This is a genomic window from Pseudomonas sp. B19(2017), from assembly GCF_002113165.1.
Taxonomy (GTDB): Bacteria; Pseudomonadota; Gammaproteobacteria; order Pseudomonadales; family Pseudomonadaceae; genus Aquipseudomonas.
In genome coordinates this window covers 350,083-365,868 of sequence record NZ_NEJR01000001.1, presented here as the reverse complement: position 1 = coordinate 365,868, position 15,786 = coordinate 350,083, and the positions used below count along the sequence as shown (strand labels likewise).

Below are 15,786 nucleotides of genomic sequence, written 5' to 3'. Positions count from 1 at the left end.
CTCCGTCGTCAGTCGCGCGTCAGCAGACGCGGTGCTAGCTCTTTCAGGGCGCGTCGGTAGACCTCGCGCTTGAATGTCACAACCTGGCCCAGCGGGTACCAATAGCTGACCCAGCGCCAGCCGTCGAATTCCGGCTTGCCGGTCAGATCCATCCGTACTCGTTGTTCGTTGCTGACCAGGCGCAGCAGGAACCATTTCTGCTTCTGGCCGATGCACAGCGGCTGGCTATGCGTACGCACCAGCCGTTGGGGTAAACGATAACGCAACCAGCCACGTGTGCAGGCAAGAATTTCCACATCATCGCGTTCAAGGCCAACTTCTTCGTTCAGCTCGCGGTACAGGGCATCTTCCGGCGTCTCGTCAGGGTTTATGCCACCCTGGGGAAACTGCCAGGCATCCTGGTTGATCCGTCGAGCCCATAGCACCTGCCCGGCATCATTCGTGAGAATGATCCCGACGTTGGGGCGAAAACCATCCGGGTCGATCACGGCAGCAACCTCGCAAACGCATGTCACCGCATTGTTCCACAAAGCCTGCGAGCGCAGCAACGCGCCCGCCAAGCTTATGTGCAGCGGCGTGAAAACTCCGTATTCTGCGGGCCTACCCTGTGGCTGATGCGAGTGACCGCGATGCGCCTGGCTTTATTCGACCTGGACAATACCCTCCTCGGTGGTGACAGCGACCATGCCTGGGGTGACTACCTTTGCCAGCGCGGCATCCTTGACCCGGTTGCCTACAAGCAACGCAACGATGGCTTCTACCAGGACTACCTGAACGGCACCCTGGACCTGCAGGCCTACCTGGCCTTTTCCATGGAAATCCTTGCGGCCACACCGGTAGCCCAGCTCGACGAATGGCACCGCGATTTCATGCGCGACTGCATCGAGCCGATCATCCTGCCCAAGGCGCTGAGCTTGCTGCAGCAGCACCGCGAGGCCGGCGACCAGTTGGTGATCATCACCGCCACCAACCGCTTCGTCACCGCACCGATTGTCCGGCGCCTGGGCGTTCGCGTGTTGCTGGCGACCGAATGCGAGAAGCGTGATGGCTGCTATACCGGGCGTAGTATCGATATACCGTGTTTCCGTGAAGGCAAGGTGACGCGGCTGGAGCGCTGGATGCTGGAGAACGGCTTCGATCTTGAGGACAGCTACTTCTATAGCGACTCGATGAATGACCTGCCGTTGCTTGAGCGGGTGACGCATGCGGTGGCGGTGGACCCCGACCCGAAGCTGCGGGCCGAGGCCGAGAGGCGTGGCTGGCCGGTGGTTTCGCTGAGGGCTTGAGGTTTTCCTGTGCTGGCCTCTTCGCGGGCTTGCCCGCTCCCACAGGGCTCACCACAAGCCTTAAGGGCTACGCTGTACCTGTGGGAGCGGGCAAGCCCGCGAAGAAACCAGCACAAAGCTGTCAGACTGGCTTGGCCCCCATCAACCCAGCAATCGACAGGAAGCAAACCCCGCTGAACACCGCCAGTGCCAAGGTAAACCGCAACCCCACCACCTCGGCCTTGCGCAGCCGGTTCAACCGCACCAGCAGCCACCACACGGCAAACGCGCCCAGCGTATAGATGACACTGGAAGCCAGCACCCAGGTCTGCCCCAGCGGCCAGCCCACCAGGTGTACCAGCCACCAGCCGCTGAACGGCATGCTCACCAGGCACAGGCCCATCACCAACCAGACGAACACCAGCGGTCGACGCAACAGCTTGGCGTAGGCCTCGGTATCGCCCTGGCGGCGGGCGCGTACGGTCCAGATCGCCAGGCCCAGGGCGCCCAGCAGCAGGAGGGCGGTGGCAGCGATGTGCAGGGTCTTGAGGGTGGTCAGGTGATCCATGTCTCGGTTGTCCTTGAACAGGCCATTTCGTACAGGCTTCTTCGCGGGCTTGCCCGCTCCCACAGGGATATCACAGGCGCTGAAGCCTGCGCAGTACCTGTGGGAGCGGGCGAGCCCGCGAAAGGGCCATCAGCCCCAGCTTAGCTGCTCAGCCCAGGAACAGCTTGTAAGCCGGGTTGTCAGTCTCGTCCCAGTACGGGTAGCCGATCTTCGCCAGTGCCGCCGGCACTAGGTGGCGCTCGTCCTCCGGCACCTGCAGCCCCGCCACCACGCGCCCGTCAGCGGCGCCATGGTTGCGGTAATGGAACATCGAGATGTTCCAGCGTCCGCCCAGCTTGTTGAGGAAGTTGAACAGCGCACCCGGCCGCTCGGGGAACTCGAAGCGCAGCACCATCTCGTCACTGGCACCGGCCGAATGGCCACCGACCATGTGGCGAATATGCAGCTTGGCCAGCTCGTTGTCGGTCAGGTCGGTAACCGGGAAGCCCTGCTCGCCCAGTTGCTGCACCAGCGCCGCCCGCGGGTCGTTTTCCGGGTGGGTCTGCACGCCGACGAAGATATGCGCCTCGTCGGAGGTGTGCTTGCGGTAGTTGAACTCGGTGATCTGGCGCTTGCCGATGGCCTCGCAGAATGCCTTGAAGCTGCCCGGGCGTTCGGGGATGGTCACGGCGATGATCGCCTCGCGCTTTTCACCCAGCTCGGCACGCTCGGCCACATGGCGCAGGCGGTCGAAGTTGACGTTGGCACCCGAGTCGATGGCAACCAGCGTCTGCCCGGTCACGCCGTACAACTCGACGTACTTCTTGATGCCCGCCACGCCCAAGGCACCGGCAGGTTCGGTGATCGAGCGGGTATCGTCGTAGATATCCTTGATTGCCGCGCAAATTTCGTCGGTACTGACGGTGACCACTTCATCCACATGATGGCGGCAGATATCGAAGGTGTGCTGACCGATCTGCGCCACCGCCACACCGTCGGCGAACAGCCCGACCTGCGGCAAGACCACGCGCTCGCCAGCCGCCATGGCCGCCTGCAGGCAGTTGGAGTCGTCCGGCTCGACGCCAATCACCTTGATTTCCGGGCGCAGGTACTTCACATAGGCAGCAATGCCAGCGATCAGGCCACCGCCACCCACCGGCACGAAGATCGCGTCCAGCTGGCCAGGGTGCTGGCGCAGGATTTCCATGGCCACGGTGCCCTGCCCGGCGATGGTGTGCGGATCGTCGTAGGGGTGGACGTAGACGAAACCCTTTTCATCGACCAGTTTCAGCGAATAGGCCAGCGCCTCGGGGAACGAGTCGCCATGCAGCACCACCTTGCCGCCCCGCGAACGCACGCCTTCGACCTTGATCTCCGGGGTGGTCTTGGGCATCACGATCGTGGCCTTGATACCCATTTCGCGTGCAGCCAGGGCCAGGCCCTGGGCATGGTTGCCGGCCGAGGCGGTGACCACGCCACGGGCCAGTTCTTCCGGGCTCAGCTGGGCCAGCTTGTTGTAGGCCCCGCGTATCTTGAACGAGAACACCGGCTGCAGGTCTTCACGCTTGAGCAGAATCTGGTTGCCCAGGCGTTTGCTCAGCTGCCCGGCGCTCTGCAGCGGGGTTTCGACCGCAACGTCGTAGACGCGCGAGGTGAGGATCTTCTTGACGTACTGTTCGAGCATCGGGAAAGCATCACTGGGCCGCGGACAAGGGCTTGGAGTCTACCCCAGCGCTACGTCGGGCTACCACAGCAAAGCCGCCCGAGCCGTTATACTAGGCTCTTTTCAAAACCGCCCTGCCCCTCTCGGAGCCCGCATGACCCAGGACCAACTCAAACAGGCCGTCGCCCAGGCCGCTGTCGACTTCATTCTGCCCAAGCTGGATGAAAAGAGCGTCGTCGGCGTCGGTACCGGTTCGACCGCCAACTTCTTCATCGACGCCCTGGCTCAGCACAAGACTGCCTTCGACGGCGCGGTCGCCAGCTCCGAAGCCACCGCCCAGCGTCTGAAGGGCCATGGCATCCCGGTCTACGAGCTGAACAGCGTCAGCGAACTGGAGTTCTACGTGGACGGCGCCGACGAGAGCGACGCGCACCTGAACCTGATCAAGGGCGGCGGCGCAGCCCTGACCCGCGAGAAGATCGTCGCCGCCGTGGCCAAGACCTTCATCTGCATCGCCGACGCCAGCAAGCTGGTACCGGTGCTGGGCGCCTTCCCGCTGCCGGTCGAAGTGATCCCGATGGCCCGTAGCCACGTGGCGCGTCAGCTGGTCAAGCTGGGCGGCGACCCGGTGTACCGTGAGGGCGTGGTGACCGACAACGGCAACGTGATCCTCGATGTGCACAACCTGCAGATCACCAACCCGGTGGAGCTGGAAGCACAGATCAACGCCATCGTTGGCGTGGTGACCAACGGCCTGTTCGCGGCGCGGCCGGCGGATTTGCTGCTGCTGGGTACCTCTGAGGGCGTGAAAAGCCTGAAGGCTGAGTAACCTTCTTCGCGGGCGCGCCCGCTCCCACAGCTACTGCACAGGGTCCGAAAACTGTGGCGTACCTGTGGGAGCGGGCATGCCCGCGAATTGGCCCTCGCAGGCACTCACTCCGCTGGCTGTTTAAACACATAGAACAGGTTCGGCTCGCTGACCAGGTAGATGGTCCCCGCCTCGTCCATCGCAATCCCCTCCGCCTGCGGCACCGTCGCCTGCAACCCCTGGAACCCCTTGCGCAATGACAAGGTGCTCAGCGGTCTGCCCTCCACATCCAGCTCCAGCACCAGCCGCGACTCGTCCGACAGCGCCAGCAGATGCCCGCTACGCTCATCGAACTGCAAGCTCGACAGGTCCCGCACGAACAGCCGCGAATCGCGCTTGCGGTCCTGCACCACATGCACCGCATAGGGCTGCTCCGGTTTGTCGTGCGGGAAACCATGCACCTCGTAGATCAGCATCGGGTCACGCTCCTTGGCCACGAACAGGCGCTTGCCCGCCGAATCGTAGGCCAGCCCCTCGAAGCCCTTGTTGCCGTTCAGGCCAATGCCCAAGGTCAGCTGCTCGGCATCGCCGGCATCGAGGAACATCGTGTCGTCTTCCAGGCGCACGCGAATCAGCCGCTGCTGACGCTCGTCGGTGATCACATAGCTGTTGGGCCCGACGTACTCCACGGCTTCCGGGTCGCCGAAGCCGGTCAGCGGTACCCGGCGCAGGATGCGGCCATCCAGCGAGAGCTCGATCAGCTCCGAGCGGGCATTGGTGACGGTAAACAGGGTTTTGCGATCTGGGTCATAGGTCAGCGCCGATAGGTCGTCATCCAGCCCTTCGACCGGCTGCGCCTCCACCACTACCTGGTAACGGTCCAGGCCGATGCTCTGTTCGGCGGGTTGCCACCAGGCCTTGAGGTTGAACCAGCCACGCTCGAACAGGCGGAACTCCTGCCCGGCCAGGCCGAGCAGAAGCAGGCCGATGGCGGCCAGGACAAGGAGCAGGCGAACAGAATGACGCATGAGGGCAGACTCGACATAGGGATGGCGAATCTAACCATGAGCAACTGAAATAAAGCTTAATGCCAGCATCCGAAAAGCCGGATATTGGGCTCAGTTCTTTCTGAAGCGATAGAACAGGGCCGGCTCGCTGACCATGTACAGGTTGCCCTTGTCGTCCATGGCAACCCCTTCGGCCCGCGGTATGGTGCCCTGCAAGCCGTTGAAACCGCCCAGCAAGGTCATGAAACTGACTTGCTGGCCCTGCTCGTCCAGCTCCAGCAGCATGTTGGAATCGGCCGAAAGTACCAGCAGGTGGCCGGTACGCGGGTCGACGCTCAGCGCCGAGAGGTTGCGCAAGTCCAGTTCATCGCTGGGCAATGGCTGCTTTTCGCCCGTGAGCGGGCTGTGGCCATCGGTGTTCCAGGTGTACAGCCTGGGCGGGCGCTCCTCGCCAATGACCAGGCGCTGACGCAGTGGATCCCAGGCTACCGCCTCGAAGCCCTTGTTGCTCTTCACCGACTGGCCCAGGTCGTGGCTCTGGAAATCATCATGGTTCAACGCGGTGGTCTGCGCATCCACCTTGACCAGGGTCAGGTCGTGCAGGCGCTCGTCGGTGATTGCCAGGTAGCCGTCTTCCAGCACGGCGACGCCTTCGGGGTTGTTCCAGCCATTGAGCGGGATCTTGCGCAGTACATCGCCATCCAGGCTCAGTTCGACCAGGATCGGGTTCTTGCCCATGACCGCGAACAGGGTGCGGGTACGCGGGTTGAAAGCCACGTCCGAGGCTTCATCGTCGTCCATGCCCGGCAACGGCTTGGCATCGATATCCACCTGGTAGTCCGGCAGCCATACACTTTCGCTGCGCTCGGCGGTGCTTTCGAAGCTTTCCTTGACCCACAGCGCACCGCGGTCATCCCAGTGCATGGCCATGGCCACGCCATAGCCGATTACCGCTGCCACGGCCAGGCCGAAGGGCCAGCGCAGGAAGAAACGACGCTTGGGGGTTGCCGGGGCGCTGGGTGATGGCATGCGGGGGTCCTGAGGAGAATGGGCATAGGTTCGCGCATTATCCTGATCGGGTGTGAAAAATCGGTAAACAGGACCGGCCTCTTCGCGGGCACGCCCGCTCCCACAGGGATATCACAAGCTTCAGCCCTGTGAATAACCCTGTGGGAGCGGGCGTGCCCGCGAAGAAGGCAACCCGGTCTTGAATCAGAGCACCCGGCTTTCGAAGCGGCTCACACCCGGCAGCTCAAGCACCACTTCGTCACCGACATTGAACGGCCCTACCCCCGCCGGGGTGCCGGTGAGGATCACATCCCCCGCCTGCAGCGAGAAATGCGCGGCCATGTACTGGATCATCGGCACAATAGGGTTGAGCATCATCGCGCTGTTACCGTCCTGGCGCACTTCGCCGTTGACAGTCAGGCGCACCGGGATGTCGGTCAAGGTCTCGAAGCTGGCGGCCGACACGAACGGCGGCAGTACGCAGGCGCCATCGAAGCACTTTGCCAGTTCCCAGGGCAGGCCCTTTTCCTTCAGCTTGGCCTGCACGTCGCGCAGGGTAAGGTCCAGCGCCGGGGCATAGCCGGAAATGGCGTCCAGCACCTCTTCCTCGGTCGGATGAGTTGACAGCGGCTTGCCCAGCAACACGGCAATTTCAGCCTCATAGTGCACCGAACCGCGCTCGGTCGGGATCTTGAAGCCACCTTCGGCCGGCACCACGCAACTGCCCGGCTTGATGAACAGCAGCGGTTCGGCGGGGATCGGGTTGTCCAGTTCCTTGGCATGCTCGGCATAGTTGCGGCCGATGCACACCACCTTGCCCAGCGGGAAGTGAATGCGCGTGCCGTCTACGTACTGGTGCTGGTAACTCATGGCCGACTCCTCTGGATACTGCTTTCTATTCAGGTGCGAAGATCTTACCCGGATTCATGATGCCGTTAGGGTCGAACACGGCCTTTATTGCTTTCATGCAGGCGATTTCTTCCGGCGAGCGGCTATAGCCCAGGTAGTCGCGCTTGGTCATGCCCACACCATGCTCGGCGGAAATCGAGCCGTTGTAGCGCTCGACAATCTCGAACACCCACTTGTTGACCTTGGTGCACGAGGCGAAGAAGTCGTCCTTGCTCATGTGCTCGGGCTTGAGAATGTTCAGGTGCAGGTTGCCGTCACCGATGTGGCCGTACCACACCACTTCGTAATCCGGGTAATGCTCGGCAACGACGGCATCTATATCGCGCAGGAACGCTGGCACTTTCGATACGGTGACCGAAATGTCGTTCTTGTACGGGGTCCAGTGCGAGATGGTTTCCGACAGGTACTCGCGCAGTTTCCACAGGTTTTTCAGCTGGGTCTCGCTCTGGCTCATCACCCCGTCCAGCACCCAGCCCTGCTCGACGCAGTGTTCGAAGGTGGCCAAGGCTTCGTTTGCCACCTCTTCGGTGCTGGCCTCGAACTCCAGCAGCGCGTAGAACGGGCAGTCGCTCTCGAACGGCGCCGGCACATCGCCACGCGCCAGGATTTTGGCCAGGCCCTTGTCAGAGAAGAACTCGAACGCGGTCAGGTCCAGCTTGCCCTGGAAGGCATGCAGCACCGGCATGATCGAGTCGAAATCCGGGGTGCCTAGCACCATCGCGGTGAGGTTGCGCGGCGTACGGTCCAGACGCATGGTGGCCTCGACCACGAAGCCCAGGGTACCTTCGGCACCGATGAACAGCTGGCGCAGGTCGTAGCCGGTGGCGTTCTTGATCAGGTCTTTGTTCAGCTCCAGCAGTTCGCCCTTGCCGGTGACCACTTTCAGCCCTGCCACCCAGTTACGGGTCATGCCGTAGCGAATCACCTTGATCCCGCCGGCATTGGTGCCGATATTGCCGCCAATCTGGCTGGAACCGCTGGAGGCGAAGTCCACCGGGTAATACAGGCCCTGCTCTTCGGCATAGGCTTGCAACTGACGGGTAATCACCCCTGGCTGGCAAACCACGGTGCGGTCGAAGGCATTGAAGCCGAGTATCTGGTTCATGTAGTCGAAGGCGACCACCACTTCACCATTGGCCGCCACGGCGCCGGCGGATAGCCCGGTACGCCCACCAGACGGCACCAGTGCCACCTTGTGCGTATTGGCCCAGCGCACGATCGCTTGCACCTGCTCCACCGTCCTGGGGAAAACGATGGCGCTGGGCGCCGGTGGGTAGTGCTTGGTCCAGTCCTTGCCATAGGCTTCCAGGGAAGCTGCGTCGGTCAGGACCTTGCCAGGGTCGACAAGGGTCATCAGTTCATCAATTACAGCGGGGTGGGTCATCGCTGGAACTCTCGACTTATTCATAGTCACCCTGAGCACTCTTCACCTGTCGGGATAAGCTCAGATTGTGTCGCGTATGCTAGCATAGCCCTCCCGCTGTTCATGCTAAGGCTGCCTTTGCGCCTGGCATCACCCTCGCCATTTTTTCTCCGGGATACAGGTTTACGCAGATGAGCAAGACTTCTCTCGACAAGAGCAAGATCCGGTTCCTTCTTCTTGAAGGTGTGCACCAGAACGCGGTCGATACCCTCAAGGCCGCCGGCTACACCAACATCGAATACCTCACTGGTTCGCTGCCGGAAGCCGAGCTGAAGGAAAAGATCGCCGATGCCCACTTCATCGGCATCCGTTCGCGCACCCAGCTGACCGAAGAGATCTTCGACTGCGCCAAGAAACTGGTCGCCGTTGGCTGCTTCTGCATCGGCACCAACCAGGTCGACCTGGAAGCTGCCCGCGAACGCGGTATCGCCGTGTTCAACGCGCCGTACTCCAACACCCGTTCGGTTGCCGAACTGGTACTGGCCGAAGCCATCCTGCTGCTGCGCGGCATCCCTGAGAAGAACGCTTCCTGCCACCGTGGTGGCTGGATCAAGAGCGCGGCCAACTCGTTCGAGATCCGCGGCAAGAAACTGGGCATCGTCGGTTATGGTTCGATCGGTACCCAGCTGTCGGTGCTGGCCGAAAGCCTGGGCATGCAGGTCTACTTCTTCGACCCGCTGACCAAGCTGCCACTGGGCAACGCCGTTCAGGTCACCAGCCTGCACGAGCTGCTGGGCCTGGCCGATATCGTTTCGCTGCACGTACCTGAGCTGCCATCCACCCAGTGGATGATCGGCGAGAAGGAAATTCGTGCAATGAAAAAAGGCTCGATCCTGATCAACGCCGCACGTGGCACCGTGGTCGAACTGGACCACCTGGCCGCCGCCATCAAGGACAAGCACCTGATCGGCGCCGCCATCGACGTGTTCCCGGTCGAGCCACGCTCCAACGACGAAGAGTTCGAAAGCCCGCTGCGCGGCCTGGACAACGTGATCCTTACCCCGCACATCGGTGGCTCCACCGCCGAAGCCCAGGCCAACATCGGTCTGGAAGTAGCCGAGAAGCTGGTCAAGTACAGCGACAACGGTACCTCGGTGTCCTCGGTCAACTTCCCGGAAGTAGCCCTGCCGGCGCACCCTGGCAAGCACCGCCTGCTGCACATCCACGAAAACATCCCGGGCGTGCTCAGCGAGATCAACAAGGTCTTCGCCGAGAACGGCATCAACATCTCCGGTCAGTTCCTGCAAACCAACGATAAAGTCGGTTACGTGGTGATCGACGTGGACGCCGAGTACTCGGACCTGGCGCAAGAGAAGCTGCAACAGGTCAAGGGCACCATCCGCTCCCGCGTCCTGTTCTGAGTTCGCTGGCAGCATGAAAAAGGGAGGCCCTGGTGGCCTCCCTTTTTTTGCCTGTGAAATCGACGTCGCCTGCTTCGCGGGCTTGCCCGCTCCCACCGGTTCCCCACGAGCCTCGAAGCCAGTGGAATCCTGTGGGAGCGGGCAAGCCCGCGAAGAGCCCGACACCTATTTCACGTCGACAGTAATCTTCTGCGACACGACGCTCGGCTTGAACGGCACGTGATACTGGTCACCCAGCACCAGTTGCAGGGTGTGCTTGCCCGGGGTCAGGGTAATGCTGGTTTCGGTCTGCGCCTTGCCGAAGTGCAGCACCTGCGGGCCATCCGGCAATGCGGTGCCGGCCTGTGGCATCAGGCTGGTCGGCAGCGCCATGTCGGCTACCGGCTCTTTATCCACATCCACCAGCAGGTGGTGGTGGCCGGTGTGCGGGGTGCTGTCACCCGCAGGCTTGAGCGCCATACCTTCGATGCCGAACTTGACGGTGAAGGTCCTGTCGACCGTGGCGCCATCGGCTGGGGAAACGATGAAGACCTTGGCCTCCTTGGGCGGCTCCTGGCTTTTCAGGGCATCTGCGGCGCTGGCGAACATTGACGCTCCCATCAACAGACCAGCAACGGCAGCACGCGAAAATAGGCTGTTCATTCACTTCTCCTGTGATTCACTTATTGACCGCCGCCACTATTCCGGTGGCGGCGGTAGTTCACCTTAGTTGATATGTTCGTCCAGATGTTCACATCGTCAGGCAGAAATATTTCAATCAGGGTTAAACAATGCCGAGGCTTCAAGGTCATAGGCTGCGCTCGACCACGGCGAGGAAGAAAGCCGTGGCGAAGGTTATTCATCTGCCAAAGATATAAAGGGGCTTTTCATGCGTACGACCATTGGGGTAATGCTGGCGGTACTGATCACGCCATTGGCTCAGGCCGAGCTGATTGATGATATTGCCGACCGGGGCGAACTGCGCATTGCCGTGCAGGCCGACAACTCGCCGTACGCATTCAAGGAAAACGACCACCTGAGCGGCTTCGAGATCGACTTCGGCCAGGCGCTGGCCAAGGAACTGGACCTGCGCGCCGAATTCATCGAAGCCCCTGCCGCAGAGGTGCTGCCGGGTGTCGAAGCTGGCAAGTACGACATAGCACTGACCCCGTCGAGCAAATCGCCCAAGGGTAACGGCCCGCTCGATGTGAGTCTGCCGTTCGGCGAGAAGCAGCTGGTGATCCCGTTCCAGAAGGACAACCCGGCGTTCGAGAGCGCGGTGAACAATGCACTGCAGCGGCTCAAGGACAACGGGCGAACTGCCGAGCTTGAGCAGAAATGGTTCAAGGGTGTGCCTGAGACTGCGGCCGGGCAGTAAGTGCTTGATTGCCTGCACCGGCCTCTTCGCGGGCACGCCCGCTCCCACAGGCGGGTGCTATCCCTGTGGGAGCGGGCGTGCCCGCGAAAGGGCCGGACCAGGCTTAAGCTGAAAGCCCAGCCAGCGCCTGTTCCGCCAGGTCCAGCTCCAGCTCGCTGAACACCAGAACCCCGGCCCGCCGCAGCAATGCCGTGGTCACCCCTTCCCCCGCCACCTTCACACCACTGAACGTGCCGTCGTAGGTCAACCGGTTGCCACACGAAGGGCTACCCGCCTTCAGTACCGCCACGCGAATGCCATGCTGGCGCACCAGCTCCAGCGCCCGCTGCGCTCCGGCCAGGAACTCGGCGCTGACATCCTCGCCCGTCACCGTCAGCACCTGCGCGCCGCCGTCGAGCACCTTGGCGCCCTGCCCGCCCGGTATTTCTGCAGGCGGCCGTGGAGTCGGCAAGCCACCCGCCACTTCCGGGCACAACGGCACCACGCGCCCTTCGGCCTGCCAGCGCTGCAATAGGTCGGGGTGGCCACTGGCGCGGCCGTCATAGCGCACTGGCTGCCCCAGCAGGCAGGCGCTGACCAGCACCTTGGGCAAGTCAGAACGGGTCATTGCCACGGCGCCGGAACCAGCCGGTCAACGAAAGCCGCTCACGCCCTGCCGGCAGCACTTCATGGGGCACCTCGCCCGACAGGAACACCACCAGGCAGCCCGCTACAGGCTGCACATCATGCTCGACACCGTCCGCCAGGAACATGCGCAACTGGCCACCGTCCTGCGGCTGCCAGCCTTCATTCAGGTACAGGACTGCCGACACCATGCGCCGGTCATCGTCGCGGAAGCGGTCCAGGTGCCGGCGATAGAATGCCCCGGGCGGGTACAAGGCAAAATGGCACTCGAAGTCTTCCAGGCCAAGGAACAGGCCCTGGTTGATGGCCTGGCGCAGTTGATCCATGGCGGCCAGGTACCGGTCGCAGGCCTCGGCCTGGCCAGGGTCGATCCACTGGATCTGGTCGCCGCGGATGGCCTCGCGCACCTCCTGGGCAGCACCGCGCCCAACCCCCGCGGGGTTGAGTTCGCCTTCGGCATCACGGCGTCGGCACTCGGCCGCCAGCGCGCGCACCAGGTCGGCAGGCAGAAACAGCGCCTGCTGGGACCAGCCATGGGTGGCCAGATCGTCGACGACGGCCGCAAGCATCGGGTGTTCAGGGGAGGTGTGCATGGCGCGCATCATATCCATTCGCCATGCTGGCGCACAGCGCCACTTGGCCGAGAAGCACGCGGATATCTCGACAAACCGGCGCCAGCCCACGGACAATAGCCACCTGCCGACAGGAGTCCTGAATGCGCCGTCTGTTTTCCCTGATTCTGCTGATGATCTGCACCGTGCCTGTCTGGGCAGACAACCTGGATCAACTGTACAAGGCCGCCGGCTGGCCCGACCAGCGCGCCCATTTCAACGATGCTCTGACCGCCGCCCAGGAACGCTACCGCAACAGTTTGCCACCCGCCGTGTACCAGGCGCTGGTCAACAACAGCAACCAGCGTTTCCAGGCCCAGGCGGTGGACCGTCGCGCCCAGGCGCAGCTGCGCGCAACCTTGGCCAACCCGGCGCCGGCGCTGGCCTTCTTCCGGTCACCGCTAGGGCGTAAGGTGGTAGCTGCCGAGCTCAAGGCCACACGCAAGGATGAACTGGCCAGGCATGCCAAGGGCCTGCCGAAAATCCAGGCCAGCGACGACCGCTTGCTGATCATCGGCCACCTGGCCCAGGCCCTGCCGGCGCGCGAAGCCGGCGCCGAAGTGAGCCTGGCCATCGCTGGCGTGGCGGCCGACAGCCTCAGCTCGATGATCCCCGGCCTGTTCGGCGGCGGCCAGGCCCAGGGCCTGCTCGATGGTCAGCGCCAGCGCCTGATGAGCCAGATCGGCGAAGACCTCAACAACACGCTGCTGTATGTCTACCGCGACCTGTCCGATGCCGAGCTGGAAGAGTTCGCCACCTTTGCCGAGTCGCCAGACGGCAAGGCTTACTACCAGGCCGCCCTGGCCGCCGTTCGCGCAGGCCTGGCGGTTGGCCAGAGCAGCAGCGACCTGAAGTGATCAGCCCAGGCGCTGGTCGATGAAGTCGAAGTAGCGCTGGCGAATGCCCGGCAGCTCGTTGGCCAAGTGGTGACGGGCCTCGGGCAGCATCAGAATCTGCGGTTCGGCGAACTTGGCCTTGAGTACTTCGAGGTTATAGGGCCAGTCCACTGTGCCATCCGCCTCTCCTTGCACGATCAACGGCCGCAGCGTGCTGCGTGGCGCGGCCTCGATGCGTTTGACCCAGGCAATCAAGGCACCCACCCAGGCCGTTGGCAGGCGGCGCGGTTGCAGCGGATCGGCTTCGAGGAACGGCAGGAAGGCCGGGTCATTGCTGTTCTCGCTGAAGCGCCGCTCGATGCCATTCACGAAGTGACGCAACACGCGATAGCTCAGCTTCGACCAGCGCCAGGCACAGGGCCGCACCAGCGGCGCCAACAGGATGACCTGGCCATCGATGGGACTGCGCGCGCCCTGGTGCAGCAGGTGGTCCACAGCGATGGCGCCACCGGTGCTTTGCCCGCATAGGTGCCAGGGGCGCGGCAATTGCAGCGTGCGCGCCTGCTCGAACAATGTCTCCAGCACCTGCTGGTACAACGCGAAATCACTGATGCTGGCCCGCTCACCGCTGGACAGACCATGGCCGGGCAGGTCGCAGCTGATCACGGCGAAACCCTGTTTGAGCGCCCAATCGATTACATGCCGGTAGAGGCCCATATGGTCGTAATAACCGTGCAGCAGGAACAGCGTCGCGCTTGGCTGGTCGGGTAGCCAGGCCTGCCCTGCCAGCTCGAAGCCTGCGGCCTGGAAGCCGCCCAGCCAGCTGTGGGCCGACAGGTTCAGGCCATAGAAACGCTGGTAATCCCGCGCCTGCGCCGACAATGGCTGGCGAGCGGTCAGCGGCGCCAGGCTGGTGCGCAGGAGGTCAGGGTGAAAGGCAGCGGGCATCGGGTACATCCACAGTGAAGCAAGTATTGATCTGGGATATTCAGCTCTGGCCGACGTCGTGGCAAGCTTGCTCCCATCGTTCAACCAGCACCGATCCCTTGTAGGATCGGCCTTGTGTCGCGATAGGGCCGCAAAGCGGCCCCGGCAATATCAGCTTGATGCACAAATCCCGGGGGCGCTTCGCACCCCTATCGCGACACAAGGCCGCTCCTACAGGGGACCGCGAAGACTTCATGAAGAACCGGATCATCAAGCCACTGTACATGGCACTTGCCCTCCTGATCGGCGCCGCCATCCTCTGGCAGGCCTACACCACCTTCCAGGCCCGCTACCTGCGCCCCTTCGACAACCAGGCCACGCTGTTCGACGGCAGCCAGCTTCAACTGCCCCCCGAACTGGCCGGCCCAGGCCCGATCCGCGTGGTGCACGTCTGGGACCCGGCCTGCCCCTGCAATGTCGGCAACCAGCAGCACCTGGGGGAACTGGTCAGCCAGTTCGCCAGCCAGGAGGTAACCTTCCACGTGCTGCAAAAGCCCGGCAGCCACGGGCAGTTGCCCGCCAACCTCACCGCCCTCAAGCCACTCGCCAGTCTGCCCGGCAGCGAACACCTGCCCGCCTCCCCGGCCGTGGCCATCTGGGACCGGCAGGGCCGCCTGGCCTACTTCGGCCCCTACAGCGAAGGCACGGTGTGCAACGCCAGCAACAGCTTCATCGAGCCGATCCTCAAGGCACTACTCGACGGCCGACAGGTGAGTGCCTCCAATACCCTGGCGGTGGGCTGCTACTGCCCCTGGGCCGGCTGACGCACCCGTGCAGGGTTGCCCACTACCACCGCGCCAGCCGGCACATCACGGGTGACCACACTACCGGCCCCTACCACGGCGTTGTCGCCAATGGTCACCCCCGGCAGGATGATCGCCGCGCCGCCGATCCACACGTTGTTGCCGATGGTTACCGGCCGACCGCTCTCCAGCCCTGTGCGGCGCACCTCGGGGTCGAGCGGGTGGTCGGCGGTATAGATCTGCACGTTGGGGCCGATCTGGCAGTCGTCACCGATACGCACCGGCAGCACATCGAGGATCACGCAGTTGAAGTTCATGAAGGTGTTGCGGCCGACGCTGATGTTGTAGCCATAGTCGCAAAAGAACGGCGGGCGGATCACCGTGCCTTCGCCGACCTGGCCAAAGTGCTCTATCAGCAGCCCATGACGTGCGTCGTTGAGCAGTTCGACACTACTGTTGTAACGGTGCATCCAGTGCTTGTTGGCGATCTGCTCGGCCTGCAGCTCGGGGCAACCAGCGTGATAGAGCTGGCCTGTAAGCATTTTCTGTTTTTCGCTGAGGGACATGGAAACTCCTTTGGGGGGCTATGCTCTGATCGCGAATCCGCCGATCATCGGACCACATTTTTCGCCTGAAC

The 15,786-nt window shown here is 63.0% G+C and carries 18 protein-coding genes; 6 read left to right on the top strand and 12 right to left on the bottom strand.

The features are described 5' to 3' along the window. Nucleotides 1-8 precede the first annotated feature (8 nt). Nucleotides 9-488: an RNA pyrophosphohydrolase gene (locus CAF70_RS01770; protein ID WP_003249017.1), complete on the bottom strand. Its 480-nt coding sequence runs from the start codon at nucleotides 486-488 to the stop codon at nucleotides 9-11. A gap of 141 nt (nucleotides 489-629) precedes the next feature. Here CAF70_RS01770 and CAF70_RS01765 point away from each other — a divergent pair, with 141 nt between their 5' ends. Further along, on the top strand, nucleotides 630-1,286 hold the full coding sequence (locus CAF70_RS01765) for an HAD family phosphatase (protein WP_085621634.1): 657 nt from the start codon (nucleotides 630-632) through the stop codon (nucleotides 1,284-1,286). Nucleotides 1,287-1,407: 121 nt separating this feature from the next. On the opposite strand, the gene CAF70_RS01760 is transcribed toward CAF70_RS01765, so the two are convergent. Both CAF70_RS01760 and ilvA read right to left on the bottom strand, forming a co-directional pair. Continuing rightward, nucleotides 1,408-1,833: a DUF2269 domain-containing protein gene (locus CAF70_RS01760; protein WP_085621633.1), complete on the bottom strand. Its 426-nt coding sequence runs from the start codon at nucleotides 1,831-1,833 to the stop codon at nucleotides 1,408-1,410. Between the two features lie 148 nt (nucleotides 1,834-1,981). Beyond that, nucleotides 1,982-3,496, bottom strand: coding sequence for a threonine ammonia-lyase, biosynthetic (ilvA, locus tag CAF70_RS01755; RefSeq protein ID WP_085621632.1), 1,515 nt, complete (start codon nucleotides 3,494-3,496; stop codon nucleotides 1,982-1,984). 133 nt (nucleotides 3,497-3,629) lie between these two features. Here ilvA and rpiA point away from each other — a divergent pair, with 133 nt between their 5' ends. Then, on the top strand, nucleotides 3,630-4,304 hold the full coding sequence (gene rpiA / locus CAF70_RS01750) for a ribose-5-phosphate isomerase RpiA (protein WP_013974672.1): 675 nt from the start codon (nucleotides 3,630-3,632) through the stop codon (nucleotides 4,302-4,304). Between the two features lie 104 nt (nucleotides 4,305-4,408). Here rpiA and CAF70_RS01745 read toward each other — a convergent pair whose 3' ends face one another. The 4 genes from CAF70_RS01745 to CAF70_RS01730 form a co-directional block, all read right to left on the bottom strand. Further along, nucleotides 4,409-5,311: an SdiA-regulated domain-containing protein gene (locus CAF70_RS01745; protein ID WP_085621631.1), complete on the bottom strand. Its 903-nt coding sequence runs from the start codon at nucleotides 5,309-5,311 to the stop codon at nucleotides 4,409-4,411. A 90-nt stretch (nucleotides 5,312-5,401) separates the two neighbouring features. Continuing rightward, nucleotides 5,402-6,319 carry an SdiA-regulated domain-containing protein gene (locus CAF70_RS01740; RefSeq protein WP_085621630.1) on the bottom strand — a complete coding sequence of 306 codons (918 nt, stop codon included), beginning with the start codon at nucleotides 6,317-6,319 and terminating at the stop codon, nucleotides 5,402-5,404. A gap of 183 nt (nucleotides 6,320-6,502) precedes the next feature. After that, nucleotides 6,503-7,168 (bottom strand): fumarylacetoacetate hydrolase family protein, encoded by a 666-nt coding sequence (locus tag CAF70_RS01735; protein ID WP_085621629.1) that lies wholly within the window; start codon nucleotides 7,166-7,168, stop codon nucleotides 6,503-6,505. Between the two features lie 25 nt (nucleotides 7,169-7,193). Next, nucleotides 7,194-8,591: an FAD-binding oxidoreductase gene (locus tag CAF70_RS01730; RefSeq protein WP_085621628.1), complete on the bottom strand. Its 1,398-nt coding sequence runs from the start codon at nucleotides 8,589-8,591 to the stop codon at nucleotides 7,194-7,196. A gap of 170 nt (nucleotides 8,592-8,761) precedes the next feature. Between CAF70_RS01730 and serA the strand changes: the two genes are divergently transcribed. Next, the gene (serA, locus tag CAF70_RS01725) at nucleotides 8,762-9,991 is read left to right on the top strand and encodes a phosphoglycerate dehydrogenase (protein WP_085621627.1); all 1,230 of its coding nucleotides are present in this window, start codon (nucleotides 8,762-8,764) and stop codon (nucleotides 9,989-9,991) included. Between the two features lie 165 nt (nucleotides 9,992-10,156). Here serA and CAF70_RS01720 read toward each other — a convergent pair whose 3' ends face one another. Next, nucleotides 10,157-10,633: a DUF4399 domain-containing protein gene (locus CAF70_RS01720; protein ID WP_085621626.1), complete on the bottom strand. Its 477-nt coding sequence runs from the start codon at nucleotides 10,631-10,633 to the stop codon at nucleotides 10,157-10,159. Between the two features lie 226 nt (nucleotides 10,634-10,859). Between CAF70_RS01720 and CAF70_RS01715 the strand changes: the two genes are divergently transcribed. After that, complete coding sequence (locus CAF70_RS01715; protein ID WP_085621625.1) at nucleotides 10,860-11,348, top strand: ABC transporter substrate-binding protein; 489 nt, start codon at nucleotides 10,860-10,862, stop codon at nucleotides 11,346-11,348. Between the two features lie 103 nt (nucleotides 11,349-11,451). On the opposite strand, the gene CAF70_RS01710 is transcribed toward CAF70_RS01715, so the two are convergent. Together CAF70_RS01710 and CAF70_RS01705 are read right to left on the bottom strand one after the other, a co-directional pair. Then, nucleotides 11,452-11,955, bottom strand: coding sequence for a DUF523 domain-containing protein (locus tag CAF70_RS01710; RefSeq protein WP_085621624.1), 504 nt, complete (start codon nucleotides 11,953-11,955; stop codon nucleotides 11,452-11,454). Further along, nucleotides 11,942-12,574 (bottom strand): 2OG-Fe(II) oxygenase, encoded by a 633-nt coding sequence (locus tag CAF70_RS01705; RefSeq protein WP_085621815.1) that lies wholly within the window; start codon nucleotides 12,572-12,574, stop codon nucleotides 11,942-11,944. The genes CAF70_RS01710 and CAF70_RS01705 overlap by 14 nt, the downstream gene beginning before the upstream one ends. 113 nt (nucleotides 12,575-12,687) lie before the next feature. Between CAF70_RS01705 and CAF70_RS01700 the strand changes: the two genes are divergently transcribed. Next, nucleotides 12,688-13,440 carry a DUF2059 domain-containing protein gene (locus CAF70_RS01700; RefSeq protein ID WP_085621623.1) on the top strand — a complete coding sequence of 251 codons (753 nt, stop codon included), beginning with the start codon at nucleotides 12,688-12,690 and terminating at the stop codon, nucleotides 13,438-13,440. On the opposite strand, the gene CAF70_RS01695 is transcribed toward CAF70_RS01700, so the two are convergent. After that, nucleotides 13,441-14,367 (bottom strand): alpha/beta hydrolase, encoded by a 927-nt coding sequence (locus CAF70_RS01695; protein WP_085621622.1) that lies wholly within the window; start codon nucleotides 14,365-14,367, stop codon nucleotides 13,441-13,443. Between the two features lie 233 nt (nucleotides 14,368-14,600). On the opposite strand from CAF70_RS01695, the gene CAF70_RS01690 reads away from it, so the two are divergent. Beyond that, a complete protein-coding gene (locus tag CAF70_RS01690; protein WP_085621621.1) occupies nucleotides 14,601-15,170 on the top strand; it encodes a DUF6436 domain-containing protein in 570 nt (189 codons plus the stop codon). Here the strand turns inward: CAF70_RS01690 and CAF70_RS01685 are convergent. Next, on the bottom strand, nucleotides 15,149-15,715 hold the full coding sequence (locus tag CAF70_RS01685; protein ID WP_085621620.1) for a sugar O-acetyltransferase: 567 nt from the start codon (nucleotides 15,713-15,715) through the stop codon (nucleotides 15,149-15,151). The genes CAF70_RS01690 and CAF70_RS01685 overlap by 22 nt on opposite strands. Between the last annotated feature and the right edge of the window lie 71 nt (nucleotides 15,716-15,786).